This window comes from Pseudomonas fluorescens (assembly GCF_001307275.1).
GTDB classification, from domain to species: Bacteria; Pseudomonadota; Gammaproteobacteria; order Pseudomonadales; family Pseudomonadaceae; genus Aquipseudomonas; species Aquipseudomonas fluorescens_AA.
Window position 1 is genome coordinate 5,888,004 of sequence record NZ_CP012831.1, and the last position, 25,990, is coordinate 5,913,993.

At 61.8% G+C, this 25,990-nt stretch carries 20 protein-coding genes; 8 read left to right on the forward strand and 12 right to left on the reverse strand.

Annotated features, from left to right (window positions below):
* Positions 1 to 4: 4 nt before the first annotated feature.
* The 6 genes from glgA to AO356_RS26075 all read right to left on the reverse strand — a co-directional run bounded on the left by glgA (position 5) and on the right by AO356_RS26075 (position 7,451).
* Positions 5 to 1,576, reverse strand: a complete 1,572-nt coding sequence (gene glgA, locus AO356_RS26050) for a glycogen synthase GlgA (protein WP_060742238.1) — start codon at positions 1,574 to 1,576, stop codon at positions 5 to 7.
* A gap of 637 nt (positions 1,577 to 2,213) precedes the next feature.
* Entirely contained in the window at positions 2,214 to 3,176 is a 963-nt protein-coding gene (locus tag AO356_RS26055; protein ID WP_060742239.1) for a D-2-hydroxyacid dehydrogenase family protein, read from the reverse strand.
* 11 nt (positions 3,177 to 3,187) lie between these two features.
* Entirely contained in the window at positions 3,188 to 4,219 is a 1,032-nt protein-coding gene (locus tag AO356_RS26060) for an alpha/beta fold hydrolase (RefSeq protein WP_060742240.1), read from the reverse strand.
* Between the two features lie 85 nt (positions 4,220 to 4,304).
* Positions 4,305 to 4,739, reverse strand: coding sequence for a YqaA family protein (locus AO356_RS26065; RefSeq protein ID WP_060742241.1), 435 nt, complete (start codon positions 4,737 to 4,739; stop codon positions 4,305 to 4,307).
* The gene (locus AO356_RS26070; RefSeq protein ID WP_060742242.1) at positions 4,739 to 5,185 is read right to left on the reverse strand and encodes a DUF411 domain-containing protein; all 447 of its coding nucleotides are present in this window, start codon (positions 5,183 to 5,185) and stop codon (positions 4,739 to 4,741) included. The genes AO356_RS26065 and AO356_RS26070 overlap by 1 nt, the downstream gene beginning before the upstream one ends.
* A gap of 271 nt (positions 5,186 to 5,456) precedes the next feature.
* The gene (locus AO356_RS26075) at positions 5,457 to 7,451 is read right to left on the reverse strand and encodes a methyl-accepting chemotaxis protein (RefSeq protein WP_060742243.1); all 1,995 of its coding nucleotides are present in this window, start codon (positions 7,449 to 7,451) and stop codon (positions 5,457 to 5,459) included.
* Between the two features lie 238 nt (positions 7,452 to 7,689).
* Here AO356_RS26075 and AO356_RS26080 point away from each other — a divergent pair, with 238 nt between their 5' ends.
* Positions 7,690 to 7,878 carry a hypothetical protein gene (locus tag AO356_RS26080; protein WP_042731964.1) on the forward strand — a complete coding sequence of 63 codons (189 nt, stop codon included), beginning with the start codon at positions 7,690 to 7,692 and terminating at the stop codon, positions 7,876 to 7,878.
* A gap of 9 nt (positions 7,879 to 7,887) precedes the next feature.
* Here AO356_RS26080 and AO356_RS26085 read toward each other — a convergent pair whose 3' ends face one another.
* Positions 7,888 to 8,268 carry a hypothetical protein gene (locus AO356_RS26085; RefSeq protein ID WP_060742244.1) on the reverse strand — a complete coding sequence of 127 codons (381 nt, stop codon included), beginning with the start codon at positions 8,266 to 8,268 and terminating at the stop codon, positions 7,888 to 7,890.
* A gap of 295 nt (positions 8,269 to 8,563) precedes the next feature.
* Here AO356_RS26085 and AO356_RS26090 point away from each other — a divergent pair, with 295 nt between their 5' ends.
* A complete protein-coding gene (locus AO356_RS26090; RefSeq protein WP_060742245.1) occupies positions 8,564 to 10,912 on the forward strand; it encodes an acylase in 2,349 nt (782 codons plus the stop codon).
* Between the two features lie 182 nt (positions 10,913 to 11,094).
* Here AO356_RS26090 and AO356_RS26095 read toward each other — a convergent pair whose 3' ends face one another.
* Both AO356_RS26095 and AO356_RS26100 read right to left on the reverse strand, forming a co-directional pair.
* On the reverse strand, positions 11,095 to 12,093 hold the full coding sequence (locus AO356_RS26095; RefSeq protein ID WP_060742246.1) for a FecR family protein: 999 nt from the start codon (positions 12,091 to 12,093) through the stop codon (positions 11,095 to 11,097).
* 167 nt (positions 12,094 to 12,260) lie between these two features.
* The gene (locus AO356_RS26100) at positions 12,261 to 17,090 is read right to left on the reverse strand and encodes a dermonecrotic toxin domain-containing protein (RefSeq protein ID WP_060742247.1); all 4,830 of its coding nucleotides are present in this window, start codon (positions 17,088 to 17,090) and stop codon (positions 12,261 to 12,263) included.
* A gap of 210 nt (positions 17,091 to 17,300) precedes the next feature.
* Between AO356_RS26100 and AO356_RS26105 the strand changes: the two genes are divergently transcribed.
* Together AO356_RS26105 and AO356_RS26110 are read left to right on the forward strand one after the other, a co-directional pair.
* The gene (locus AO356_RS26105; RefSeq protein ID WP_060742248.1) at positions 17,301 to 18,332 is read left to right on the forward strand and encodes an Ldh family oxidoreductase; all 1,032 of its coding nucleotides are present in this window, start codon (positions 17,301 to 17,303) and stop codon (positions 18,330 to 18,332) included.
* 92 nt (positions 18,333 to 18,424) lie between these two features.
* Positions 18,425 to 19,138 carry a GntR family transcriptional regulator gene (locus tag AO356_RS26110; RefSeq protein WP_003202123.1) on the forward strand — a complete coding sequence of 238 codons (714 nt, stop codon included), beginning with the start codon at positions 18,425 to 18,427 and terminating at the stop codon, positions 19,136 to 19,138.
* A gap of 402 nt (positions 19,139 to 19,540) precedes the next feature.
* Here AO356_RS26110 and AO356_RS26115 read toward each other — a convergent pair whose 3' ends face one another.
* The 3 genes from AO356_RS26115 to AO356_RS26125 all read right to left on the reverse strand — a co-directional run bounded on the left by AO356_RS26115 (position 19,541) and on the right by AO356_RS26125 (position 22,617).
* Positions 19,541 to 20,491: a PDR/VanB family oxidoreductase gene (locus AO356_RS26115; RefSeq protein WP_060742249.1), complete on the reverse strand. Its 951-nt coding sequence runs from the start codon at positions 20,489 to 20,491 to the stop codon at positions 19,541 to 19,543.
* Positions 20,488 to 21,573 (reverse strand): aromatic ring-hydroxylating oxygenase subunit alpha, encoded by a 1,086-nt coding sequence (locus AO356_RS26120; RefSeq protein WP_060742250.1) that lies wholly within the window; start codon positions 21,571 to 21,573, stop codon positions 20,488 to 20,490. Before AO356_RS26120 ends, AO356_RS26115 begins: the two co-directional genes overlap by 4 nt.
* A gap of 138 nt (positions 21,574 to 21,711) precedes the next feature.
* Positions 21,712 to 22,617 carry a LysR substrate-binding domain-containing protein gene (locus AO356_RS26125; RefSeq protein WP_060743205.1) on the reverse strand — a complete coding sequence of 302 codons (906 nt, stop codon included), beginning with the start codon at positions 22,615 to 22,617 and terminating at the stop codon, positions 21,712 to 21,714.
* Between the two features lie 157 nt (positions 22,618 to 22,774).
* On the opposite strand from AO356_RS26125, the gene AO356_RS26130 reads away from it, so the two are divergent.
* The 4 genes from AO356_RS26130 to AO356_RS26145 are packed head-to-tail and all read left to right on the forward strand — an operon-like array spanning position 22,775 to position 25,931.
* Positions 22,775 to 23,899: an NAD(P)/FAD-dependent oxidoreductase gene (locus tag AO356_RS26130; protein ID WP_081015427.1), complete on the forward strand. Its 1,125-nt coding sequence runs from the start codon at positions 22,775 to 22,777 to the stop codon at positions 23,897 to 23,899.
* Entirely contained in the window at positions 23,889 to 24,218 is a 330-nt protein-coding gene (locus tag AO356_RS26135; RefSeq protein ID WP_060742251.1) for a (2Fe-2S)-binding protein, read from the forward strand. The genes AO356_RS26130 and AO356_RS26135 overlap by 11 nt, the downstream gene beginning before the upstream one ends.
* Positions 24,211 to 25,584 carry an NAD(P)/FAD-dependent oxidoreductase gene (locus AO356_RS26140; protein ID WP_060742252.1) on the forward strand — a complete coding sequence of 458 codons (1,374 nt, stop codon included), beginning with the start codon at positions 24,211 to 24,213 and terminating at the stop codon, positions 25,582 to 25,584. Before AO356_RS26135 ends, AO356_RS26140 begins: the two co-directional genes overlap by 8 nt.
* Positions 25,581 to 25,931 carry a RidA family protein gene (locus AO356_RS26145; protein ID WP_060742253.1) on the forward strand — a complete coding sequence of 117 codons (351 nt, stop codon included), beginning with the start codon at positions 25,581 to 25,583 and terminating at the stop codon, positions 25,929 to 25,931. The genes AO356_RS26140 and AO356_RS26145 overlap by 4 nt, the downstream gene beginning before the upstream one ends.
* Positions 25,932 to 25,990: the final 59 nt, after the last annotated feature.

Genomic DNA, 25,990 nt, shown 5'->3' on the forward strand with positions numbered 1-25,990 from the left:
TACCTCATTGTCTGGCCGATTTTCCCAGTGACTTCGCCACCAGCTGTTCGTAGAGTTCGGCGTAGGGTTCCACGGCCTGGCACCAGTTGAACGGTGCCGACATGGCCCGGCAGCGCATGGCGTTGAGCAGGTCGGGGAACTCGAAGACCTTGAAGGCCCGGCTCAAGGCCTGCTGGTAGCTCTCCACGGTGGACTCATCGAACAGGAAACCGGTGACGCCATCTTCGATGGTGTCCGCCAGGCCTCCGGTATTGCGCGCCACCGGCAGCGAGCCGAAACGTTGGGCGTACATCTGGCTCAAGCCGCAGGGCTCGTAGCGCGAGGGCATCAGCAGGAAATCGCTGCCGGCGAACATCCGCCGCGCATCGGTTTCGTTGAAGCCGATACGCACGCCGATGCGGCCGGGGAAGCGCAGTGCCAGTTCGCGCATGGCCTGTTCTTCCTCCGGTTCGCCGCGGCCGATGATGGCGATCTGGCCGCCAGATTCGACGATGAACTCGGCGACCGCTTCGGTCAGGTCCAGGCCTTTCTGGTAGACCAGGCGCGACACCACGGCGAACAGCGGGCCAGGGGAGTCGTCGAGGCCAAACAGTTCACGCACATGGCTGGCGTTGACGGCCTTGCCTTCCCAGTCGCCCATGGCGAACTGACGGAACAGGTGGGTGTCGGTGGCCGAGTCCCAGCTTTCATCAATGCCGTTGGGGATGCCGCTGAGCAAGCCTTGTTGGGTCTTGGCAGCCAGGAAACCGTCGAGTCCGCAACCAAACGCCGGGGTGGTGATCTCCTGGGCGTAGGTGGCGCTGACTGTGGTGATGTGGCTGGAGTAGGCCATCCCGGCCTTGAGGAACGACAGTTTGCCGTAGAACTCCATGCCTTCCTGTTGCAGGGCGTGCTCGGGGATGCCCAGTTCCGGGCAGGATGCCAGGCTGACCACGCCCTGGTACGCCAGGTTGTGGATGGTGAACAGGGTCGGGGTGCGTTGCCCGCGCCAGTGCATGTAGGCCGGCGCCAGTCCTGCTGGCCAGTCGTGGGCGTGGACCAGGTCCGGGCACCAGTGGATCTGTGCCAGGTTGGCGGCGATGTCGGCGGCGGCCAGGCCCAGGCGGGCGAAGCGAATGTGGTTGTCCGGCCAGTCGCGACCGTTGTTGGCACCGTAGGGAGAGCCTTCGCGGGCAAACAGTTCCGGGCAGATGAGTACGTAGATCACCAGGCCGTCGGCCATGTCCATGCGCCCGATCTTGCAGGGCGGCAGTGCTGCGTGGCCGCCCAGTTCGCCGACGATGTGGATCGGATTGCCGCTGTTCATCACTTGCGGATAGCCAGGGATCAGCACCCGGACATCATGCAGCCCGGCCATGGCCCGGGGCAGTGCCGAGGACACATCGCCCAGGCCGCCGGTCTTGACCAGGTCGGCGATTTCCGAGGTGACGAACAAGACTTTCTTGCGATTGGGATTCTGTCGAACGACGGGGAGCAGTGCCTTGCCGCCGGTGGCCAGCACCGGAGCCGTCGGCGATTCGGCCGCCGGCGGTAATTGAGAACGGACTTGTTGTGGTTCCAAGGCAGCACTGATCATAAATATCTCCCATTTTCTCGATCTGTTTCCGGCAAGCGCCAGAGCTGTTGTTTCATTGGCCAAATCCTGCGGCCAGGCGCACAAGCGCTACGCAAGGAAAGCGACGGCTACCCAAACGCGGCGAAGCGAATCAGCTGAAGGAGCTGTTGCAATGACCAGTGCAAGGACTGCACCAGTCGCTGTTGCCCTACCTCTAACCTGACCTGTCGCCGTTGCGAAAAGTTTCGACTTTTTTTCGTCTGGATGACCGGTCGGTTTTCCCCCCGGTTAGGCAGTCTAGGTCATATCCTAGAGCGGTGCGCCTCGGTTCGTCGCATTGTCCGACAATCACGTTTTTTAGCGGCAATGTCTTACACGACGAAGGGGAATACGCACCGACGAAGTGCAGTTTCCTGCAAAGAAAAAAGTGTAGGGGGAGGGCGTTGGTTCATTGGCGTGCGCGATGGAATGGCGCGATGCACCATTGGAGGGCGGGCGAGATAGAGGCGTTTTGATGGCTAATAGCATCCTTGGAAGCACGCTGTTTCCTGTGGGAGCGAGCTCGTGATAGAGGTGTGTCAGGCACAAACCTGCAACTGATCCTCCGCTATCGCGAGCAAGCTCGCTCCCACAGAAAAAGTGGGGATGCTCCTCCGGTTCAGCCCGGCGGCGTCAGCAACCGAATCGGTTGGCCCGCCGCCCAGGCCAGCAGGTCTTCGATCATCAGGGAATAGAACTGCTGGTAATTCTGTCGGCTGACATAACCCACATGAGGCGTGGCCAGCACGTTCTCCAGGGTGCGGAATGGATGGGCCAGAGGCAAGGGCTCCTGGGCGAAGACGTCCAGGGCGGCACCGGCCAGGCGCCGGTGCCGGAGGGCGTCGATCAGGGCGGCTTCATCGACGATCGGCCCGCGGGAGGTGTTGACCAGCAGCGCCTCGGGTTTCATCCAGCCCAGCGCCTGGGCATCCACCAGGCCGCGGGTGCGTTCGCCGAGCACCAGGTGGATCGAGAGGATGTCGGCCTGTTCGAACAACGCCTGCTTGCTGACGTAGGTCACGCCCACTTCGGCGGCCCGCTCGGCGCTGAGGTTCTGGCTCCAGGCGATGACCCGCATGCCGAACACCTGGCCGAACTGCGCCACCCGTGTACCGATGCTGCCCAGGCCGAGGATCGCCAGCGTCTTGCCGTGCAGGTCGCCACCCAGGCCTTGCTGCCACAGACCGGCGCGCAAGGCGTTGGCTTCCTGCACCAGGTTGCGGGCCAGGGCCATGATCAGCGTCCAGGTCAGTTCGGGCGCGGCGTGCTTGTAGCTGTCGGTGCCGCACACCTGGATGCCCAGCTCGGCGGCGGCCTTCAGGTCCAGGGCGGCATTGCGCATGCCGCCGGTGAGCAGCAGCTTGAGATTGGGCAGGCGGCGCAGCAGGCCTTCGTCGAACACGGTGCGTTCGCGCATCACGCAGATCACCTCGAAGTGCTGCAAGCGTTCGGCGAGGGTGTCGCGGTCGGCGGGATAGTCGTGAAGAAAGGTCACTTGGCCGACGCCGTCCAGCACCGACCAGTCCACCACACCGCGTGCCACATCTTGCCAATCGTCTATGACTGCTATTTGCACCGCCATGGAACACCTCGTCAGGGAATGGGTTTGTCCAGCCAGCCCAGCAGGGCCTTGTGGAACCGATCCGGCTCTTCCATCTGCGGGGCATGCCCCAGATTGGGGAACTCCACCAGGGTCGAGCGGGGAATCAGCCCGGCAGTCTGTTTGCCCAATACCTCGTAATGGCCCAGTTTGGCCTTTACCGCCGGCGGCGCGATGTCGCTGCCGATGGCGGTAGTGTCGGAGGTACCGATCAACAGCAGGGTGGGTACGGTCAGGTCCTTGAACTCGTAATAGACCGGCTGGGTGAAGATCATGTCGTAGATCAGCGCCGAGTTCCACGCCACTTGTGTATGCCCCGGGCCCTTGTTCAAGCCGGCGAGCATGTCCACCCAGCGGTCGAACTCAGGTTTCCAGCGGCCGGCGTAATAGGTCGTGCGCTCGTAATTGCGAATGCCCTCGGCGGTGACTTTCAGCTCACGGGCGTACCATTGGTCCACGGTGCGGTAGGGCACGCCCAAGGCTTTCCAGTCTTCCAGGCCAATGGGATTGACCATCGCCAGGCGCTCGACCTGATCGGGGAACTGCAAGGCGTAACGAGTGGCGAGCATGCCGCCGGTGGAATGGCCGAGAACGATGGCTTTCTGTACACCGAGGGCCTTGAGCAAGGCCTGGGTGTTGGTCGCCAGTTGCTGGAAGCTGTACTGGTAATGCTCGGGTTTGCTCGAGGTGCAGAAACCGACTTGGTCTGCGGCGATGACCCGGTAGCCGGCTTCGCTCAGCACCTTGATCGAATCGCCCCAGGTGGCGGCGCAGAAATTCTTGCCGTGCATCAGCACCACGGTGCGGCCATTGACCTTGCCCTGGGCCGGCACGTCCATATAGCCCATCTGCAACGATTGGCCCTGGGACTGGAAGGCGAAGTGCTTGAGGGTATAGGGGTATTCGAAGCCCTCCAACTGGGCGCCGTAGGCCGGGCCTTCCGGCGGGCTGGCGGCCTGGGCGAGCAGGGGCAGGGCGGCGCTGAGCAAGAGGCTGGGTAACCAGCGCGTGGGGGTTCGGGACATGGTCAATCTCCTTGTGGCCGCGGCTGATCCTGGCGCGACCCGATTATGGCGACATTAACCACAGGCAACCGAACGGCCCGAATGTTCAACCCATCCAGCCCAGCGTGGCCAGGGCGAGGACGCCATAGCGCAAGCCTTTGGCAACGGTCACGATCAGCAGGAAGCGGCGCCACGGCTCACCCATCACCCCGGCCACCAGGGTCAACGGATCGCCGATGATCGGCAACCAACTGAGCAGCAGCGACCAGCGGCCGAAGCGCTGGTAATGCACGCGAGCCTTGTCCAGGTGTGTCGGGCTGACCGGAAACCAGCGCCGGTCCTTGAAGTGTTCCAGGCGCGTGCCCAGCCACCAGTTCACCAGCGAACCCAGGACGTTGCCGAGCGTGGCGACCCCCAGCAACAGCCAGATAACGTGGCGCTCGCTGAGCAACAGGCCGACCAGCAAGGCCTCCGATTGCAGCGGCAACAAGGTCGCCGCGCCAAATGCCGCCAGGAACAAGCCGATATAGGCTTGGCCCATCAGTGGGCCGGGTAATCCGCCACTACGGTTTGGGTCCCGTCTTTTTTCAGGCCGATCACTTGATAAGCGTCGCTCATGCCGTCCATCTCCATGCCGGGCGAGCCCATGGGCATGCCCGGGGCGGCCACACCGAGCAAGTCATCGCGCTTGCTCAGTGCCAGCACCTGGTCGGCCGGGACGTGGCCCTCGACGAATTTGCCGTTGATTTCGGCGGTGTGGCAGGAGCGCAGGTTTGGCGCCACGCCGAGGCGTTGCTTGACTGAACTCATGTCGGCTTCGACATGGTCGTTGACCTTGAAGCCGTTTTCTTGCAAATGCGAGATCCACTTTTTGCAGCAGCCGCAATTGGCGTCACGGTGCACATCGATGGTGACCGGTTCGGCGGCCTGGGCCAGGGTGGTCATGAACAGGGCGCTCAAGGCGAGCAGGTGCAGGGGATTGGCCATGAAGGAGGTCTCGTGTCGAACGGTTTGGCGCAAGGATAACAGAGTAGCGAGCACGAGCTGACAGGGGGCTGAGGTGGGGATTACAGAATTGTCAGGTTGAGAGGGCGAATACAGTCCTGTGGGAGCGAGGCTTTGTGGGGGAAATGCTCTGTGGGAGCAAGGCTTGCCCGCGATAGCAGCGCCTCGGTAGCAATTTGACCCCGAGTCGCCTGCATCGCGAGCAAACTCAACTCCCACAGAAACTCAACTCCCACAGGGGGAGGGTGAGGTTTTAGCGAACCTTGAACCGACCCATGATCGCATTCACCCGTGTGTTGGCGTCCAGCAGTTGCCGGGTGTTGGTTTCGCTGGCCAGGCCACTTTCCACCAGTTCCTCCACCATGTGGCGGATTTGCACCATGCTGCGATTGATCTCTTCGGTCACCGCGCTTTGTTGCTCGGCGGCCGTGGCGATCTGGGTGCTCAGGCTGTTGATCTGGCTGACCGAGCCGGCCATTTCGTCCAGGCCCGAGTTGACGCGCGAGGTCGCGTCGGCGGCCGACTGGCAGCTGGCCTGGGTGTTTTCCATGGCCGAGACCGACGAACTCACGCCTTGGGTCAGGCGGGTCAGCATTTCGTTGATTTCCGAGGTGCTGGCCTGGGTGCGGGCGGCGAGGGCGCGGACTTCGTCGGCCACCACGGCAAAACCACGGCCTTGCTCGCCAGCCCGGGCGGCTTCAATGGCGGCGTTGAGCGCCAGCAGGTTGGTCTGCCCGGCGATGGCGCCGATCACACCCAGGATCTCGGTGATGCGCTGAGCGTCCTGTTGCATGCTCTCGACCTTGCGGGTGGCGCTGGCCACTTCATCGATCAAGGCCACCACGCTGTTGGAGGCCTCACCGACCACCACGCGGGAGCGATCGGCATGCTCGTTGGCGCGTTGAGTGAACGCCGCGGTCTCGGCCGCGTTTTGGGCGACGCTTTCAGCCGTGGAGCTCATCTGGGTGATGGCGGTCACGGTCTGGTCGGTTTCCGAGGCGTGGCGCATCAGGATTTCGCTGGTGTGGGCCGAGGTCCGCTGCAGATCGCCCAGGCTCGACGCCATGGCGCCAGTGGCCTGGGTGACTTCACCGATCATATCTTGCAGGTAAGCGATGAAGCGGTTGACCGAGTGACCGATCGCTCCCAATTCATCCTCGGCCCGGATGGTGATGCGTCGGGTCAGGTCGGCATCGCCGGTGGACAAGGCGTCGATGTTGCCTTTGAGGACTTTCATGCGATTGGTTAATTGGCGGATCGCGTATAGCTGCATCAAGACCAGCAGGATCACCATCGGGATCTGCAGCAGGCTCAGCGTGCTCAGTACATCATCGCGCTGGGCCGTGATCAGGCGAGTCGGCAATGCGGTGGCAAGGAACCACGGCGAACCTTCGATAGGGCGCATGAAGAAGGTACTGGCCTCGCCCTTGTTGTCGAACTCCACACGTTGCAGCGGCTGATCGCGCTTGGCCAGGCCCGCCTTGACCTGGGCGGCGAATGGCGAAGTGGCCGCCAGTTCACTGATGTTCTTCAGCACGATCGGACCGCTGATGCGCGAACTGTTGCTGATGATCTTGCCGTCGCCTTCGACGATCAGCATCTCGGCGCTCAGGTCGGCTTCCTTGCGTGCCACCAGCTCATTGAAGAAGCCCAGGGTCACATCAATGGTGGAAACGCCGTAAGGCACGCCGTTTTTCTGGATGGCCATGGCGCAGTTGGTGCGTGGTTCGGCACTGGCGTCGTCTTTATAGGCCGCGGCCCAGGCGCATTTGCCCGGAGGGGTAGCCATGCCGCCCTTGTGCCAGGGTTGTTCGTAATAGTTGGGCGCGGCGTCACTGTTCCAGAAGGTATTGACCACCAGTTTGCCGGACGCGTCGCGGTGCCAGAACGTGCTGAATTTACTGCGTCCCTCGGCCCGCTGGTTGGGCAAGGGCCAGATCCCGCCGCCGAAGACTTTCAGCTCGCCGTACTGATCCACCAGCCCCGGCAATACTTTGTCGATGGCATCGCTGTCGAGCAGCGGGATGGTCTGGGTAATGCTGCGTTGCTGCGCCTGCACCTTGTTCAGTTCGCCCTGGATCTGCTCGGCAACCTCGGCGATGCGGTTAAGTGCCACTTGCTCTTCCGTCTGGCGCAGCTTGGGCGCGACCAGGTAACTGATGCCCACCACGGTCAGGAGGGACAACACCAGCATGAAAATAACCAGAAACAGGGTATAGCGAGCCTGGATCGTTCGGAGTGAGGGCATACGAGGAATCCTTGCACGAAGGCGATTTTCTGGAACTGGCGAATGGGCAGTTCCGTATATATCGGCCTGGCGGGACGCAGCTTTAGGTGTCGGTAGCCAAGGAATAAAACGAGCGGATTGCACGAAGACGCGCCTTCGGCTGTACCATGGGGCCCCGTTGGTGAGTCGTCATTCCGGTAGATGAGGTATGGATCGGCAAGCCTTCGGATACAGAACGGATACATTCAGGAAATTGGCAATGACTCATTCGCAACGTTTGAAATACTCGATTCTGATCGTCCTCGTCGTCCTGGCAATCATGCTCGGGCTGTCCTGGATGCAGGGCAAGGGCATGATCAGCGAGCAGCTGTTTCAATACATCGCCATTGCCGTGGCGGTCATCGTGGTGGTGATCAACGGCGTGATGCGGCGCAAGGTCAAGCCCTGAGCGCCGCCTTCATTCCTCGGCCTCGAGCACGGCCATCGCGCTGGGGTGCAGGCGATAGCTTTTATCGGGGTTGAGGGTCACGACGCCCTCGCTGCACAGGCGCTTCAACACCTCGCGTACGCTGAGAAAGGACAACGGAATGTCCAGCCCCAGTAACTGGCTGTGCACACCACGCACGCCCAGGCAGCGGTTTTCGTGGGCGGCCTTGAGCAACGCGTCGATGACTTTGAGGCGAATCAGGCTGGTCCTCAGCCCGAAGCTCTTGAGCAGGCGCCTGATGTGGTCATTGCCGCCGCGCTCTGGCGGCCTCTCGAATTCACGGTGGGTGGCGCTCAGCGAGACGCCGGTCGGCCTTGGCTTGCCCTCCATGGGCAGTTGCGCGTTACGCATGCAGAAACTCCTTACCAGCCAGATCAGAAAAGGTCACGAATACTCTCCTGTTATAGGACGAACGAGGGCGCGCAATCATGAGGGTGGCGATGTGAAAAAATTGCCCCTGCTTCGTCAAACCCCCGTGTTCAAGCGGTATCCAGCCATTAATTTTTTTTCATCCGGTTCGTTTTCAAGGTAGGCACATTCCGGTTCAGCACACGGTGTGTGATTTCCCAGGCGGGCCGAGTGCTGTCTACTGGCGCACCGGTAGCCGTCCTGGTTTCTGCAGTTTTCATCAGGAGTGAACGTGAGAATGTCCGGGCAGTTATCGAGGGTTGGCCTTGCAGGTGCTTTTCTAGGGATCGCCCTCGGGCTCAGCCCCGTGGTCAGTGCACAGGACGATGGGCAACAGGCCAGTGCCGAGATCCGTCGCACCCGTTTTGGCGTGCCACATATCCGGGCTCAGGACGAGCGTGGGCTGGGTTATGGCATCGGGTATGCCTACGCCCAGGATAATTTGTGCCTGCTGGCCAATGAGATCGTCACGGTCAATGCCCAGCGCTCGCGTTATTTCGGGCCCGAGCAGGTCACGGTCGAGCAGCGGCAGAACCGCGTCAGCGATCTGTTTTTCAGCTGGCTCAACACGCCGCAAGCGGTCTCCGGTTTCTGGCAGGCCCAGCCGCCTCAAGTGCAACAACTGGTCGAAGGTTATGCGGCGGGTTACAACCGCGCGTTGGCCGAGCGCAAGGCCAAGGGCCTGCCCGAGCAATGCGCCAGCGATTGGGTGCGGCCGATCACTGCGCTGGACCTGGTCAAATTGACCCGTCGGTTGTTGGTGGAAGGCGGCGTCGGCCAGTTCGCCGAAGCCCTGGCTGGCGCGCAACCGCCCCAGGCGACGGCACGCGCGGACGCCCCGGTCGCCGGTTTCGCCGCCGCCGCGACCCGGCAGCAGCGTTTTGCCCTGGAGCGCGGCAGCAATGCCCTGGCCATTGGCAGCGAGCGCTCGTTCAACGGTCGCGGGATGCTGCTGGCGAATCCGCATTTTCCGTGGGTAGGCGGCATGCGTTTCTACCAGATGCACCTGACCATCCCCGGCAAGCTGGACGTCATGGGCGCGGCGCTGCCAGGCCTGCCGATGATCAACATCGGTTTCAGCCAGCACCTGGCCTGGACCCACACCGTCGACAGTTCCAAGCATTTCACCCTGTACCGGCTGCAGCTCGACCCGAAAGATCCGACCCGCTACCTGCTCGATGGCAAATCCGTGCCGATGAGCCAGCAGACGGTCGCGGTGGACATCAGGCAGCCCGACGGCCAGGTACAGACGGTTTCCCGCGTGGTCTATGGCTCGCAGTTCGGCCCGATCGTGCAATGGCCCGGCCGGCTGGACTGGGACAACCAGTTCGCCTACAGCCTGCGTGATGCGAACCTGGAAAACGATCGCGTGCTGGCCCAGTGGTACGCCATGAACAAGGCCGTCACCCTCAAGGATTTGCAGGACGCTGTCCATAAAATCCAGGGCATTCCCTGGGTCAATACCCTGGCGGTGGACGACCAGGGGCAAAGCCTCTACATGAACGTGTCGGTGGTGCCGAACGTCGACGCCGACAAGCTGGCCCGGTGCAGCGATCCCAGGGCCGGATTGCAGCTGATCGTGCTGGATGGCAGCCGCAGCGAATGTGCCTGGGGCAGCGATTCCAGCGCGGTGCAAAAGGGTATTTATGCCGCCGACAAGCTCCCGCAGCTGCTGCGCCGCGATTATGTGCAGAACTCCAACGATTCGGCCTGGATGGTCAACCCCGCTCAGCCGTTGTCCGGTTATTCCCCGGTGATCAGCCAGCAAGGCCAGCCGCTGGGCCTGCGGGCGCGTTTTGCGCTGGAGCGGGTGGGCCAGTTGGCCAAGGGTGGGCCGGTGAAGGTGGAGGATTTGCAGGGTATGGTCATGGACGATCAGGTTTACCTGGCTGACCAGGTGATGCCGGACCTGCTCGGCGTTTGCGCCGGAGACCTGGGGGGCGATGCTTCGGCATTGGCCGAGGCCTGTACCAGCCTCAAGGCCTGGGATCGCAAGGCCGGCTTGAACAGCGGTCTGGGGTTCGTGTACTTCCAGCAGATCATGGAACGGCTGCAGGCGGTGCCGGATTCATGGCGTGTTGCGTTCGATCCCAAAGACCCGCAACGCACCCCGCGCGGCCTGGCGATCGAGCGACCGCCGGTGTTCAAGGCTGTGCGCGAGGCCATGCTGGCTTCGGTGGAGGCGGTGAAGGTTGCGGGGTTGTCGAAGGACAGCCTGTGGCAAGACGTCCAGGTGGCCAGCAGCGGCAGCCGACAGACGCCGATCCACGGCGGCCCCGGGGAGTTGGGCATCTATAACGCGATCCAGAGCGTGCCGGGAGCGAACGGCAAGCGGGAGGTGGTCAGCGGTACCAGCTACCTGCAAGTGGTCACGTTCGACGGTAAAGGTCCGCAAGCCCAGGGGTTGTTGGCGTTTTCCATTTCCAGCGACCCCGCTTCACCGTACTCGGCCGACCAGACCCAGGCGTTTTCGCAGAAGCAGTGGAGTGTGCTGCCCTTCACCGAACAGCAGATCAAGGCCGATCCGTATTATCAGGCCGTGATTATCCGTGAGCGTGATGAGGCGGGCAGGGTGGCGACGCAGTAACCGCTGTTGTGCCTGCAGGCGTCATCGCGAGCAAGCTCGCTCCCACAGGGGGGCGGCCCACACTTCCAATGTGGGAGCGAGCTTGCTCGCGATGAAGGCGGTACATCCCAGATCGAGTCAGGCTGATCCACCGCTATCGCGAGCAAGCTTTGCTCCCACAGGGAGACTTTCAGTTCTTTCAGTTATTGGACCGGCCGCTGCCCGATGGAATTGAGCACCGGGTTGCCGTCCTTGTTCTGGGTCAGGTAGACCGGCAGGACTTTGGGCAACGAAGCCACGAGGTTCTGTACTTCGCTGATGTTGTAGACACCGCCGACACGCAGGCCGCCGGTACTGTTGTCAGCGAGCATGACGGGACGCTCGAGGTAGCGGTTGATCAGTGGCAGCGCATCGCTCAGGGCGAGGTCATCCAGTACCAGCTTGCCGTTGCGCCACGCCAGCGAGCTGTCGTTCGGGGGCGTCTCGCGGACTTGGGGCTGATGATCGCCCGCCTTGTAGCTCGCCTGCATGCCCGGCGAAAGTTGCAGGCCGTTACGGGTCAGGGCTTGGTTGCTGGTGACCCTGACCGAGCCTTCCACCAGCGTGACCCACACCTGGTCCTGGTACATCCAGACGTTGAAGCGAGTACCGGTCACACGCACCTGGCCTTGGCCCGCGCGTACGACAAACGGATGCTGTTTGTCATGGCTGACGTCAAAAAACGCCTCGCCCTTTTCCAGGGTTACCCGGCGCTCGTTCTTGTAGTTGGCGAAGGTCAGCTCGCTGCCCAGGTTGAGTTCCACCTGGCTGCCGTCGCTCAGGGTGATATGGCGCACGCTCGTGCCGGCTTCGAACCGCTGATAGGAATTGGCGATCCAGTCCAGGTTCCAGCCGGTGTAGGCGGCCAGGGGCAGGCCGACGACGAACACCGCGGCAGCGACAGCCAACCGGCTCCAGCGCGACCGGGGCCTGGGCGCTGGAGTGGCGGCTGCGGCCTCGATACGCGGCAGATGATCGGCAACATCCCAGATTTCCAGCATGGCTTCGTATTCGAAAGCATGCAGGGGATCGGCATCGTGCCACTGCTTGAATGCCTGCCGTTCGGCATCGGTGCAGTCGACGGCATGCAGTCGCATGCACCAATGGGCTGCGGCATCGGTAATGGCGTCGTATTCGGCTTCCGAGAGGGTATGTTCGGTCATTGATTCGTCCTGGTTTGCCGCATTCTAACCTTCGGCATGAGCTGCCGAGAACTGCCGTCATGGCGTTTGCGCATCAATGAGCCTGTTTTTTTCGCTCAAACATCAGTCCTAGCCTACCGTCGCATACTTTGCGTGAAAAAAAGATCAACAACCCCCTCTTGTGCAACTCACGGCACGGCAAGTTGCCGGGAGGGACTCACGTCGAGTTGCCGTCCTAATTCACAAATCAATAGCGTGATCGAGTCGGCGTTGCGGAGTATGACGTCGATGCGCTTGCCCGGCAAAATCGGATCCAGAAAATCATCGCGGGCGATGTCCATGGTTTTGGCGCCAGTGATCTTCAGGATCTCCCGGGTTGTTTCTTTGTACAAAGGCAGTTGCTCAAACTTCTTGTAGGTGTTGTCTGCGCTGTCCCATTGCATGAACAGTTTGGATTTTGGGGTGGTCAACGAAAGTCCGTTGAGTTGCAGGTCATTTTGCTTGGCGTATTGCACTTGCCCTGGATAAGTCACTGTTGAAATCAAGTCGAGGAAGGGCAGTACCGCGTCCAGATAGATGATATCGAGGGTATCGAACAGCTGATGGGAGACTTCATGGATGAAGGTCGCTGCCTGGGCATGGGCGTCGACATTAAAGGTATCGGGGACGACGGCCCTGTACCAATCCAATTCCATGTCGAAGAAGAATTGTGTGAGATAGATTCTTCCAATGGCGGCCGGTTCGAGCACAAATGCAGTGGCTCTATCCTCCAGGTGTTTGAGGTGGCCGACAACGATGCGGTTCGCGTTTTGCAGTTCCCAGGTGGGATCGGCCAATGCCCGGCATATTGGCGATATCGCTGTCTCTAGTTTGCTTAGCAGACTGGCGTCGACGTTGCTGACACCAAAAAACAATTTAAGGTAGCTGTCCAGTCGGGAGCCCGGAAGAACCTGTTGTTTGAGTTGATGGAGGTTGTGGAGGGCGTTGAATGAGTAAAACCGCGCAGTCTCCAGCGCTTGCACGATTGCATTTGCCCGGTGCGGATATTTCCGGCGTATTTCCGTCATGCCTCGCGCTTCAATATTCAATGAACCTTTGGCTTTGAAGTCGCTATAGGTGATGGCCATCTTCGACCCGGCCTTGCCAAAGCGGATGGTATGGCGTTGTGGGTCGATTCCCCATGTCCGGCCATCCGGGGACTTTTTCAATAACGGTCCCTCGCCGTGTTCATGGATGATTCGCCAGGTTTGGTCGGCTTTTGCCACTTGAAAGACTTTGCCGGCCAAGGGGATATAAAGCTTGCCGTTTTCCATGGCCTTGTAAGTTCCATCAGCCAGGTTTTTTTGCAGGTTGGACAGGCTGACCCCCGTGGCTTCGAATACGCCCAGGTCGGTACGCAGTTGGCCGGTGGACGCGATGTCCTTCCAGTTGAGCGTCGACGGGACAGTTGGCAAGGCGGGTTCAACGGGATCGAGCAGGCCGAATGTATCGTCGCGATTGAGCAGGCCCAGTGAGACCATCTCGGCGGCACCGGCGATGAAGTTGTGCAAGCCGGCTTTCCAGTCATGCGCTTGCAGGGCCTCGGAAGAAGCCTTGAAGTCCTGGTAACTGTCCCACAGCGTTTCTATGAACGTCAGTTTGCCTGGCAACTGTCTTCCCACTAACCGGATGCCCGAGCTGAACAGGTGCAGGACGGTACTCCAGTCGAATTGGCGCTTGTCCTGTGCCTGGGAACCCAACAGCTCTGCCAGCAACCTCGTGTTGTCATCGAACAGCGTGTCGAGCAGGTTTGAGCGGATAGGGTTGGACCCCAGGGTCATCTCCGAAAGGCGCCCGAGTGTCGAAGCGAACAGGTTCTTGAAAATGGCTTGCTGGTCCTCGGGAAGTCGGTGGACCAGCAAATCCTGGAGCGCGCCGGGCGTGTTGAAGGCTGCGACCACACTCGCTTCGTCCTTGAATTCGGTAAAGCAATGACCTGAGTGATAAGGGGCATACAGGACAAGGGGGTTGGTTGCCTGGGCGCTCGAACCCACCAGGTAAAGCCCAAGGGCCTTGACCGCCGCCGCGCCGCCGGTCTTGATCAGTTCCACTGGGCGAAACACTGCGCTGGCGCCTTCGACCGCGCTACGGGCGATGGCGTCCGGCATGTCCAGTACCTGGCGAATCAGGTCGAATGCCTTGCTGGAGAGATGTTGCTGCAGGTGCCGGGCGTGAGCGTGTTGCAGCAGTTGCCAGGGGAGTTGTCGGCGGAACCGTCGCTTCCTTTGCAAGACCGGCGCGGCAGAGCCGGACAGCGTGTCCATGACCTGTGCTTTATAGGCGGTGGAAATATCCAATGACGATAATATTTGCCTGACCGCCATCTCGTTCAAGCCGTCAGGCAGTTTGTGCGTGGAGGTTGACGAAATCTTGAAGCCGTTTCGGGTCACATCGACATGATGCAAGGCAAAGTCGGTCAACGCGCTGGCCGGCCCCACGACGGCAAGGTTCGGTGTGATCTGGAGGGTGTCGGGGTCGAGGTTTTTTCCAGGGAAACGTGCGTCCAGTAACGCTTTGAGCTTTTTATGCACGTAGGTGCGCAATGGCTCGATACCGTCGAGATAGTCCTTGGCATCGGCATCGACCACGCTGTTCTTGTACTGTTCGAGCAGTTCGATATGCAGGCGTCGATCTTCCAGGGACGCCGTCCCGAGCCAGGCGGGCAGTGTCTGTTGTTGCCTGTTGGCTTGGGCGATGCCCACGGCGCGCTTCAGGTTGGTGGGCGCGCCTTTAGCCAGCAAGGCGTCGAGACTGTTGCGCAACGCCGATCCGCTGAGTTTCCAATCCCCGACCTTCAACGTGCTCAAGTAATTGCGCTCGCTCTTGAACTGTTCGATGAACGAATTCATCCGATTCACCAGCACATTGTCTTCCAGCAGTTCATAGGCTTGGAGTTGGTAGCGTCCGTGGGGCATGCGGTGAGCGGGCGCCAGGTTCGAGAGCCAGGCAAAGCGTTTGCGAGTGTCCAGCAGGTTTTTGTTCAGTTGCTCCGTGGCCAGGTCGACGCTCGCAAAAGCCTGTAGGCCGCCGGTGGGGGACCAAAGGATGGCCATGCCCGAGTAGGGGGTATCCAGGCCGCCGCGCTCGGTCATTAAAAAACAGTTGGGCAGGCGTAGGGAAATCACGCGCTCTTCAGTACGGCACGTCAGTTTCAACGAATAGACATCCGGTCGAAAGCCTCTGACGCCCAGGCGCTGGGTGCGGTCCGGGTAGTCGGCGTCGTAGGCGAAAACGTTCCTGATCAAGTCATGGGCGGCGGCCGGCAGCGTTGCGTCACGCTCCCTGAGTTCGGCCTCGGCGCGCAGGCCCAGTGAGAAGACGTTGGTCAGTTCAGGCAGCAGCTTGTCCAGCCCGCTGTGCAGCGAGGCCGTGTTGGCGGGCGGCAGCTTGATGAAGTGGGTGTGAAAAGCGTCTTCGACATCGGTGTAGCTCTTGATCTTCCTTTCCAGTTGGTCGGCCATGAAGTTGGACGGTCGCAGGTCTCCGTAAAACACCGGTCGTGTGCCCCAATGCCCATCGGTTTTCTGATCCAGCAGGCTTTTGTTGATCAAGGCGCGGATATCCAGCGTCTTGTCGATGAGTGAATGGAGGTTGACGTCGCCCTGGCGGGACATTTCCAACGCGTAGTGCAAGTTGTCCAGCTGTTTGGCAATGATCGCGTCAGCCAGGGATTCGGCCACTGGCAAGTTCACCGATTCGCCCGACACTTGCGGTTGGTTGAAGCGCAGAAAACGGTTGCGTTCTTCCAGGCTCAAGAGGTTGTAGAGCGCTTGCCCGGGCTCGACTGTGGCGGCGGGCTTGAGTAGCGCATCCTTGAAACCCAGGTAGTTGGCGACCTTCTGCAGGCCGTGGCTGGGGGTGTAGAGATAATGATCCTTGCCGCTGATCATTAACGAACCCGCCAGCTCGACAAAACGCGGTGCATATTCCCAGAGGCGAATCGTTTCGATGAACAGCAGTGGCTCTTCCCGGCGCGAAGGCCTGAACAGTCGAAGCAGCTCCTGGCTTTGGGCTTGGGTCAGTTGTCCTTTTTCGCGCTCGATCAGGATCGCGGCCCGCAGCGCGTCACGAATGACCCGGGCAAGAAAGTGGCGGCGCGACAGGTGGAAGGGGCTGTTCGCCTCCCAGTAGGCACTGATGCATTGGCTGAGTTTGGGGATCAGGTTCCTGGCCGTGGCCTTGATGATGTCTTCCCATTGTTGCGCCGTGTGCGCGCTCGTACCGGGGTGCGTCAGGTCGACGTCATGGCCGGCAGGCCAACCCTGATGGTGGAAGTACACCAGCACGGCGTCGCTCAGCGCAATGCTCTCAGTCACCGGGATTGCCAGGGTGTCGCCCAGTGGGGGCCCCTTGCGCAACGCCACGCGGGCCTGTCGTTGATCGAAGTTGGGAAGCCGCTCGTTCAATGCCTGGTCAAGCATCGAGGTCAGTGTGGGCAGTTTGATCAGCTCATCCACCATGGCCAGGGCATTGAGGCGCTGGGCGTATTCGATGGACTCGATATGCGCCTTGAAAACGTCTTCGTTGATGATCTGGCTGGTTCGTGTGATGTCGGTCGTGCTGTTCAGTTCGCTGCGCTGGGAAATCGACAGGTAGCGAAACAGATCGTCGCGCCCCGCGGTGTCCTGCAGCATTTCATCGATCTTGTTTTCGAGGGCTTGCGGGTCGTTGAACTGGGTGATCCCCCCGTCCGGCGTGTAAAGGAACGCAGACTTGTGGTCGGTTCCGTCGGTATCTGGCAGGGCCCTGAGGGTAAAGCAGCCGGCCAATGGAATCGGCGCCTTGTTCTCGGCCTGGAGCAGAATCGTTTCGGCGGACATCGGCGGTATCTGCGCCGCGCGTTGCGCATGGCTGGGCAGGGAGACATGGTGCAACCAGTCGAGATCGGCCTGGGTCAGCCCGTGGGGAGCGGTCAATTGGTCCAGGCGAGTGGCGTTCAATACCTCGGGAAATAGCAGTGGCGTGGTTTCAGTGGTCATCGTTGCTTCTCGATCAAGGCGCCGTGAAAGGGGCGCAAGCGCTCAGACTAGGCAGCGATGGATGGGCAAAGGTGGTACATAGTTATTGCACGCCGGGCTTCTTTGATCGGCAGTGGGGAAGGATTGACAGTGCGCGCCTGAAACAGTGTTTAATCACCGGGCGGGTCCTTTACGCTGTTGCTACCTCCAACAATCATTCCGGAGCTTCAGATGTCTGCGCCATCCGATCATGCCGCTTCTTGCACCCTGTCCTTCGATGCTCTGGTGAGCTTGCTGGAGAAAATTTTCCTGCGTCATGGCACGTCGACCGAAGTCGCCCGGTGCCTGGCTGAAAACTGCGCCGGGGCCGAGCGCGACGGTGCCCATAGCCATGGGGTGTTTCGCCTTCCCGGTTACGTCTCGACGCTGAACAGCGGCTGGGTCAACGGCAAGGCCGTGCCGGTAGTCGAAGACGTGGCGTCAGGGTTCGTCGCGGTGGATGCCGGGAATGGCTTTGCCCAGCCAGCCCTGGCTGCCGCGCGGCCACTGCTGGTGGAAAAGGCCCGCAGCGCCGGTATCGCCGTCCTGGCCATTCGCAACTCCCATCACTTTGCGGCGCTCTGGCCGGATGTCGAGCCGTTTGCCTACGAAGGCCTGGTGGCGTTGAGCGTGGTCAACAGCATGACCTGCGTGGTGCCCCATGGCGCGGACCGGCCACTGTTCGGCACCAATCCCATTGCCTTCGCCGCACCACGGGCCGACGGTGAGCCGATTGTCTTCGACCTGGCCACCAGCGCCATCGCCCACGGTGACGTACAGATTGCTGCGCGCAAGGGCGAGTTGTTGCCGCCAGGCATGGGCGTGGACAGCCTTGGCCAACCGACCCGCGACCCCAAGGCGATTCTCGAAGGCGGAGCGCTCCTGCCGTTCGGCGGGCACAAGGGCTCGGCGCTGTCGATGATGGTCGAGTTGCTGGCGGCGGCCCTGACCGGGGGTAACTTTTCCTTCGAGTTCGACTGGAGCAATCATCCGGGCGCCAAGACGCCGTGGACTGGCCAGTTGTTGATCGTGATCGACCCCAGCAAGACCGCCGGGCAAGACTTCGCCGAGCGCAGCCGGGAACTGGTCAGGCAGATGCATGGCGTCGGGCTGCGGCGGTTGCCGGGAGATCGTCGTCATCGCGAGCGCAGCAAGGCCAATGAGCAGGGGATTAGCCTGGACGAGCAGACTTTGGCGCAGTTGCGGGAACTGGCGGGCATTTGAGAACCACCGGCTTTTATCAAGGCCTTGCACTGCCGTGACACGTTGCGCCAAGCCTTCTACTATGACGGCTTCTTTTCTCTGGAATCGCCTGGATGAGTAAGCCCGGCCAAACGGTGCTGGTTGCGCTGCGCAAGATGATCGCCTCGGGTGAGCTGGCCGCTGGCGAGCGCTTGATGGAAATTCCCACGGCTGAGTTGTTCGGCGTGTCGCGCATGCCGGTGCGCATGGCGTTTCGCACCCTGGAGCAGGAAGGGCTGCTGGTGCGCTTTGGCGGGCGAGGTTTTCAGGTGCGTTCGGTCAGTGCCGAGCAAATCGCCGGGGCTGTGGAGGTACGTGGCGTGCTGGAGGGCCTGGCGGCACGGCAGACGGCCGAGCATGGCTTGTCTGAAGAAGCGCGCGCGATACTCGAGCAATGCCTGGTGCAGGGGGATGAACTGTTCGCCAAGGGTTATGTGACCGAGGATGACCTGGAGGTCTATCACGATCTCAACATGCGCTTTCATCAGGTGATCGTCGAAGGTAGCCACAACCCGGCGATCGCCGACGCCCTGGCTCGCAACGATCATCTGCCTTTCGCTTCAGTCACCGCCCTGGCGGTGGATCGCCAGAACATGGCCGGCGAGTTTCGCCGCTTCAACTATGCCCACATGCAACACCATTCGGTGTTCGACGCATTGATCAATCGCCAGAGCGGCCGTGCCGAGGCGATCATGCGCGAGCATGCCAATGCGACCCTGCGCTACGCCGAAGTGTTCGGCTCGACGCTGGCTGACGAGCGGATGACAGTGATTCTGCGTTCGGAGTAGCTCGCCCGGCAGAATTTCTCTTACCCAGATCCCTTGTGGGAGCGAGCTTGCTCGCGATAGTGGTGTGTCAGCCAACATCAATGCGGCTGACCTGACGCCATCGCGAGCAAGCTCGCTCCCACAGTTGTTTTGGGGTGGCCCCAGGATTCGCATACGCCACGGATCTCCTGTGGGAGCGAGCCTGCTCGCGATAGCGGTGTGTCAGCCAACATCAATGCGGCTGACCTGACGCCATCGCGAGCAGGCTCGCTCCCACAATGGTTTTGGGGTAGCCCCAGGATTCGCATACGCCACAGATCTCCTGTGGGAGCGAGCTTGCTCGCGATAGTGGTGGGTCAGTTTGCATCAATGCTGGCTGACAGTCTGCCATCGCGAGCAAGCTCGCTCCCACAGTATTCGGCGTCAGAGATCCAGCACCAGCACCGGGGTCTTCGATCTGGAGCAACACGGTGTGAACTGGTCGTTGAGGGCCTGTTCAGCCTCGGTCAGGAACATGTCCCGATGCTCCGGCACGCCTTCCAGCACGCGGGTCAGGCAGGTTCCGCACACGCCTTGTTCGCAGGAGATCGGGATCTCGATGCCATGGCTCTCCAGCACCTGAACCACGCTGCGGTCCGCCGGCACTTCGAACACCTGGCCAGTGCGGGCGAGCTTGACTGAAAAGCTGCCGTCGGCACGGGTGTCGGCAGGGGCGGCGGCGAAGTATTCGCGGTGCAGGCGGTCTTCCTGCCACCCCTGGCCCTTGGCGGTGTCGAGGATATGCTGCATGAAACCACCGGGCCCGCACACGTAGAGGTGCAGGTCGTTATCGGGTGCGGCCAGCACCCTGGCGGCGTCCAGCAGGGTTTCTGGCTCTTCATCGAAATGCAGGAACACCCGGTCAGCGTAAGGGGCCTGGCGCAGGCGTTCGACAAAGGCAGCACGGTCTCGGGAGCGGGCGCAGTAATGCAGCTCGAACGCTGCACCGCTCTGGGCCAGGTGCTCGGCCATGCACAGGATCGGCGTAATGCCGATGCCTCCGGCAAACAGCAGGCTGCGCCGGGCGTGGGGCGCAAGGGCGAACAGGTTGCGTGGTTCGCTGATGCGCAAGCGCATGCCTGGCTGGATCAGCTCATGGAGGCTGCGCGAACCACCGCGGGACGCCGGGTCCTTGAGCACGCCAATGAGGTAGCGATGCCGTTCTTCGGGATGATTGCACAGCGAGTATTGGCGAATCAGCCCGTCGGGCAAGTGCACATCGATATGGGCGCCAGCGGTGAAGGCCGGTAATGGTTCACCGTCGACACGGATCAGCTCGTAGCTGCAGATATCGAGGGCTTCGCGGTGTCGCGCCGTGACCTGGACTTCGATCATGGCCGTTGCTCCGCCAGTTGCGGCTGTTGGCTGCTGGCGATCAAGCCGGCTTGAGGTTCGCGCTCACGTGCGATCCAGCGTTCCAGCACCCGCCGGGACTGCACGCCGCCCGCATCGATGTTGAGCTTGAGCAAGTTGCGCTGCGGATGGTCCAGCAGGTTGCGCTGCTGGCGCTCGAGCATTTCCAGGTCTTCGCTGAAAATTTTGCCTTGGCCTTCGCGAATGGACGCGGTGAGGGCTTCATCCTGCGGCTGGAAGTGCCGGGCCATACCCCAGAAATACCAGATCGAGGTCTCGGTTTCCGGTGTGATGAAATCCACCACGATGCTCGACGCCTTGAATTGCGGCGCAGCGTGATAACCGCCGTTGCCGGCATGGGCCACGCCCACTTCGATCAGCACATGGCTGGGCGGGGTGAAGCGGCAGATCTGCCAGCGGTCCACCGGCACGTCATCGGCCAGGTTGTTGCCGCGCAGGGCCATGCGCCAGAACGGCGGGGCCATGATGTTTTCCATATGGCGGGCGGTGACCACTTCATCGCCTTCGACGGTGGTCACTGGCGGCGCCTCGTCGATTTCCTTCTGGCCGATGCTCGAGGCGTGGACGTAGGTTTCGTGGGTCAGGTCCATCAGGTTGTCGATCATCAGGCGATAGTCGCACTGGATGTGAAACAGGCCGCCACCGTAAGCCCATTCATCGCTTTCAGCCCATTCCAGATGATGGATCAATGCCGGGTCGGCCAGCGCCTGGTCACCGGGCCAGACCCAGATGAAGCCATGTCGTTCCTGCACCGCGAAGGTCTTGTTGCAGGGAAATCCCCGTACCCGTTGCCCCGGCATTTCGACGGTCTTGCCATCAGCGCCCATCACCAAGCCGTGATAGCCGCACACCAGGTTGCCGTTTTCGACGTAGCCCAGGGAGAGCGGGGCGCCGCGATGGGGGCAGAAGTCTTCCACGGCTGCGACCTTGCCTTCATGGCCCCGGTAAAAAACCAACTTTTCACCGCAAATCTGCCGGCCCAGGGGTTTGTCGGCGATTTCATCGGGGGTGCAGGCAACGTACCAGGCGTTTTTGGGGTACATGACGGATCTCCAGGCGGATGTTGTTCTTGTCTGTGGATCCATTAACTCTCTTAACTAATTTCATTGTCAACGGTTTTGCTGGATAAATGGATGATTGGCTTGTTCAGTGGATCCATTGATTGCCGGTTTACGAGCGCGTCAGAACCGGTAGGCCGCCGGCACCTGCGCCTCAATGAATCGCTGCATGTGCTCCAGGAAGCTGGCTTGCAGCCTGGAAACCGGCCCCTGGATGGGCAGGAGCATGCTGAAGTCCATTTCTATCGCCGGTTCGAAGGCCCGGAAGACGATGCCCTGGCCGCGGTACTCGACGGCACTGATGGCGTCCACCAACGCCACGCCCAAGCCTTGTTCGACGAATGCGCACATGGGCAGCGAGAGTTGGGTTTCCAGCCGCAGCTCTCGGTCCACGCCATGGGCGGCGAAGATCGCATCGATGTGTTGGCGCGAGGCAATCGACTGCGGGTAGGAAATGAACGGTTCGCCTTGCAAGTCTTCCGGGCGGATCGTCGCCTGGTCCTGCAAGCGATGGCCAGCGGGCAGGGCGCAGAGCATGCGCGTTGCCAGCAGTTTTTCGGCGCGGGGGCTTGGGTACGTATTAGGCAATACGATCAGGCCCAGGTCGCAGCGCTGACCCACCACCAGGTCCACGACTTCCCGGGACGAATGCACCACCAGCGAGATCTGTACCTGATCGTGTTCGGCCATGAACGCGGCAATCGCCCGAGGTAGGAATGACAGGCCCATGGCCGGTGCACAGGCAATGTGCAGCGAACCGCGCTTGAGCGTGCGAATGTCCTGGGCGGTGCGCGCGATGCGTTCCACGCCCAGTAACGAACGTTGCACTTCCTGATACAGCGTCATGGCCTCGGCGGTGGGTTGCAACCGTCCCTTGACCCGGTCGAACAGGCTGAAACCGATGTCCTCCTCCAGGCTGGCGATCAGCCGGGTCGCCGCCGGTTGTGAGATGTGCAGCATTTCGGCGGCGCGGGTCACGGTCTGGCCCAGGATGACGGCGCGAAAGGCTTCCAACTGACGGAGATTCATGGTGCGGACCAACCCATAACAAAAAGACATGAGGTTGCCAAAATAAAGCATTTTTCAAGGCGTTGTCATCGCCCTAGGATCGACCGAAAGCACTTGAACCAGCCATGGGCCGGCACCTGATTGAATCATCGGCGCCGAAAACAGCGATCCTAAAGCCATGCTAAAAACTGATGTCATTGTCGTAGGGGGTGGCCTGGTGGGCATGTCCATCGCCTATGGACTGGCTTTGCTCGGGCGCCAGGTGAGCGTGCTCGACGAGGGCGATGACGCTATTCGTGCCGCCCGGGGCAACTTTGGTTTGCTCTGGGTCCAGGGCAAGGGCTACCGCATGAGTCCGTATGCCCGGTGGACGCGGGAGTCGGTGGCGCTCTGGCCTCGGTTTGCCGCGGCGTTGCAAGCCGATACCGGCATCGACATTCATCTGCGCCAACGGGGTGGCTTCCAGTTGTGCCTGAGCGACGCGGAAATGGCCGAAGAAAGCCGTCGGCTGGATTGGCTGCGCGATGCCTTTGCCGGCGACTACCCCTTTGAACAGCTGGACGCCGCGCAACTGCGCGCGCGCTTACCCGGCATTGGGCCGGATGTGGTGGGCGGCTGTTTTTCACCCATGGACGGTCACGTCAACCCGCTCAAGCTGCTGCGCTCGCTTTTTGCCGCCTGCCAGTCTCGCGGGGTCAGGCTCATCAACGGCCATCGTGTCGATGCGATCGACGCGATTGCCAAGGGGTTCGAGCTGCGGGCTGGAGCGCAGTGCTGGTCTGCCCGCCAGGTCGTGCTGGCCGCCGGCCTCGGCAATCGGGCGCTGGGGGCCATGGTGGGGTTGGATGTACCGGTGCAGCCGAATCGTGGCCAGATCCTGGTCACCGAACGGCTCGAGCCATTTCTGCATTACCCCACCACCTATGTCCGCCAGACCGACGAGGGCACGCTGCAGCTGGGTGATTCTCACGAGTCGACGGGCTTGGATGACGGCACCGGCAGCCAGGTCATGGCCGCCATTGCCCGGCGCGCGGTGCAGTGCTTCCCGCGCTTGGGCCAGGTACGACTGGTGCGGGCCTGGGGGGCGCTGCGAGTGATGAGTTCCGATGGCTTTCCAATCTACGAAACACCGCCAAGCTGCCCGGGGCTGTCGGTTGTCAGCTGCCACAGCGGCGTGACGCTGGCCGCTGTCCATGCCTTGCGCCTGGCGCCGTGGATCGCCGGCGAATTCGATGATTCGGCGGTGAAGCCATTCGGGCTGCAACGTTTCAACTTGCCAACAGAGGCGCGCCATGTCGGCTGACAGTCTGTTCCGGCCATTGGCCTCGGAAGATCACACCGTGCAAATCGAATTCGAAGGCACGCCCTTCACGGTACCCGCCGAGGTATCCCTGGCGGCGGCGCTGCTGGGTTGCGGCATCCGACACACCCGCGAGAGCGCCATCAACGGCCGCCCCGGCGCGCCTTATTGCATGATGGGGGTGTGCTTCGAATGCCTGGTGGAGGTGAACGGACAAGCCAATACCCAGGCCTGCCTGGTGCCGGTGCGTGCCGGCATGCGCGTGCGTCGTCAACGCGGGGCCGTTTGCCTGGCACCGTGGGAGGAGGAGGGCGATGAGTAACGCGGTCATCGACCTGATCATCATCGGCGCTGGCCCGGCGGGAATGAGTGCTGCGCTCGAAGCCAGGCGCCACGGCCTGTCGGTGGTCGTGCTGGATGAGCAGGCCAGTCCAGGCGGGCAGATTTATCGCCAGGTGCTCCAGGCTGACGCACGTCGCCGCGCCGTATTGGGTGACGACTACGGGGCCGGGGCGACATTGGCCACCGACTTTCTCCAATGCGGTGCTCGCTATTTGCCCAATGCGGCGATCTGGCAGGTGACGCCGCAGTGCCAGGTGCATTACCTGGTCGAGGGGCGCGCCGAAGTCTTGCAAGGGCGCCACCTGTTGATTGCCACGGGGGCTTTCGAACGGCCGATGCCGATTCCCGGCTGGACCTTGCCGGGCGTCATGACCGCTGGCGCCGGGCAGATCCTGCTCAAAGGCGCGGCCATGGTGCCGGCCACGCCCGTGGTACTGGCCGGGTGTGGTCCATTGCTTTACCTGCTGGCGGTGCAATACCTGCGTGCCGGCATCGTCCTTGAAGCCCTGGTGGATACCAGCCACCGAAGCGATCTGCTGCGGGCCTGGCGACACATCCCCGCTGCGCTGCGCGGTTGGCGCGACCTGCTCAAAGGGCTGGGGCTGCTGACGGAACTCAAGCGGGCCGGCGTCCGGCATTTTCGCGGCGCGCGCAACCTGCAGATTGAAGGCGCGGATCGGGCCTGCGCCTTGAGCTTCGACAGCCAAGGCCGTTCGCAGCGCATTCGCGCCGATTTGATCCTGCTGCATCAAGGCGTGGTGCCGAACACCCAGGTCAGTTGGTCGTTGCGCCTGGAGCATGATTGGAGCGAGCAGCAGCTGTGCTGGGTGACCCGCCGCGACCAATGGGGTGAAAGCAGCATGCCGGGCATTTTCATCGCCGGTGACGGTGGCGCCATCGGCGGAGCCCAGGTGGCGCGACTGGAAGGACGCCTGGCCGCGTTGGCCATTGCCGGCCAGCAGGCGCAAGCGCGGCCCCTGCAATACGCACTACGCCGCGCCTGCGCCGCACGGCCACTGCTCGACGCCCTGTATCGCCCCCAGGTCGGCAATCGTATCCCTGCCGACGACGTCACCGTGTGCCGCTGCGAAGAAGTCAGCGCCGGGGACATCCGCCGCTACGTCGACCTGGGTTGCCTGGGGCCCAACCAGGCCAAGGCCTTCGGCCGTTGCGGCATGGGCCCGTGCCAGGGACGCCAGTGTGGTCTGAGCGTCACCGAAATCATCGCCGAACGCCGTCACGTCTCACCCACCGAGGTGGGCTATTACCGCATCCGTTCGCCCCTCAAACCCATCACGCTCGCCCAATTGGCGGGCGAGCGTCTCTCTGTCGAGGAACCCTCATGAGTATTCAACGCATCGAAAGCAACCCACGCCTGAGCCGCAGCGTCGTGCACAACGGCGTGGCCTGGCTCAGCGGTGTCGTCGCCGCCGATTGCAGCCAGGACATCCAGGGCCAGACCCGCCAGGTGTTGCAGCGGGTTGATGAACTGCTGGCCGCGTCCGGCAGTGACAAGCACAGGCTGCTCAGTGTGCAGATCTGGATGAAAGACATGGTCCGGGATTTCGCGGCGATGAACGCGTTGTGGAGTGACTGGGTCGATGCCGCGCACACCCCGGCGCGGGCCACCGCCCAAGTGGCCTTCGACGATCCCGAGATTTTGCTGGAGTTGATTGTCACGGCGGCGGTCTGAGGCCGCCGGCCGGATCACCGTGGTGCTGTCACCGGGTAGGCAACCGCCAGAGTCGCCGC

Excerpts from the sequence above, each read along its gene's own strand:
- glgA (WP_060742238.1), bottom strand. The coding sequence starts at position 1,576 with ATGATCAGTGCTGCCTTGGAACCACAACAAGTCCGTTCTCAATTACCG.
- AO356_RS26055 (WP_060742239.1), bottom strand. The coding sequence starts at position 3,176 with ATGGCGGTGCAAATAGCAGTCATAGACGATTGGCAAGATGTGGCACGC.
- AO356_RS26060 (WP_060742240.1), bottom strand. The coding sequence starts at position 4,219 with ATGTCCCGAACCCCCACGCGCTGGTTACCCAGCCTCTTGCTCAGCGCC.
- AO356_RS26065 (WP_060742241.1), bottom strand. The coding sequence starts at position 4,739 with ATGGGCCAAGCCTATATCGGCTTGTTCCTGGCGGCATTTGGCGCGGCG.
- AO356_RS26070 (WP_060742242.1), bottom strand. The coding sequence starts at position 5,185 with ATGGCCAATCCCCTGCACCTGCTCGCCTTGAGCGCCCTGTTCATGACC.
- AO356_RS26075 (WP_060742243.1), bottom strand. The coding sequence starts at position 7,451 with ATGCCCTCACTCCGAACGATCCAGGCTCGCTATACCCTGTTTCTGGTT.
- AO356_RS26080 (WP_042731964.1), top strand. The coding sequence starts at position 7,690 with ATGACTCATTCGCAACGTTTGAAATACTCGATTCTGATCGTCCTCGTC.
- AO356_RS26085 (WP_060742244.1), bottom strand. The coding sequence starts at position 8,268 with ATGCGTAACGCGCAACTGCCCATGGAGGGCAAGCCAAGGCCGACCGGC.
- AO356_RS26090 (WP_060742245.1), top strand. The coding sequence starts at position 8,564 with ATGTCCGGGCAGTTATCGAGGGTTGGCCTTGCAGGTGCTTTTCTAGGG.
- AO356_RS26095 (WP_060742246.1), bottom strand. The coding sequence starts at position 12,093 with ATGACCGAACATACCCTCTCGGAAGCCGAATACGACGCCATTACCGAT.
- AO356_RS26100 (WP_060742247.1), bottom strand. The coding sequence starts at position 17,090 with ATGACCACTGAAACCACGCCACTGCTATTTCCCGAGGTATTGAACGCC.
- AO356_RS26105 (WP_060742248.1), top strand. The coding sequence starts at position 17,301 with ATGTCTGCGCCATCCGATCATGCCGCTTCTTGCACCCTGTCCTTCGAT.
- AO356_RS26110 (WP_003202123.1), top strand. The coding sequence starts at position 18,425 with ATGAGTAAGCCCGGCCAAACGGTGCTGGTTGCGCTGCGCAAGATGATC.
- AO356_RS26115 (WP_060742249.1), bottom strand. The coding sequence starts at position 20,491 with ATGATCGAAGTCCAGGTCACGGCGCGACACCGCGAAGCCCTCGATATC.
- AO356_RS26120 (WP_060742250.1), bottom strand. The coding sequence starts at position 21,573 with ATGTACCCCAAAAACGCCTGGTACGTTGCCTGCACCCCCGATGAAATC.
- AO356_RS26125 (WP_060743205.1), bottom strand. The coding sequence starts at position 22,617 with ATGAATCTCCGTCAGTTGGAAGCCTTTCGCGCCGTCATCCTGGGCCAG.
- AO356_RS26130 (WP_081015427.1), top strand. The coding sequence starts at position 22,775 with ATGCTAAAAACTGATGTCATTGTCGTAGGGGGTGGCCTGGTGGGCATG.
- AO356_RS26135 (WP_060742251.1), top strand. The coding sequence starts at position 23,889 with ATGTCGGCTGACAGTCTGTTCCGGCCATTGGCCTCGGAAGATCACACC.
- AO356_RS26140 (WP_060742252.1), top strand. The coding sequence starts at position 24,211 with ATGAGTAACGCGGTCATCGACCTGATCATCATCGGCGCTGGCCCGGCG.
- AO356_RS26145 (WP_060742253.1), top strand. The coding sequence starts at position 25,581 with ATGAGTATTCAACGCATCGAAAGCAACCCACGCCTGAGCCGCAGCGTC.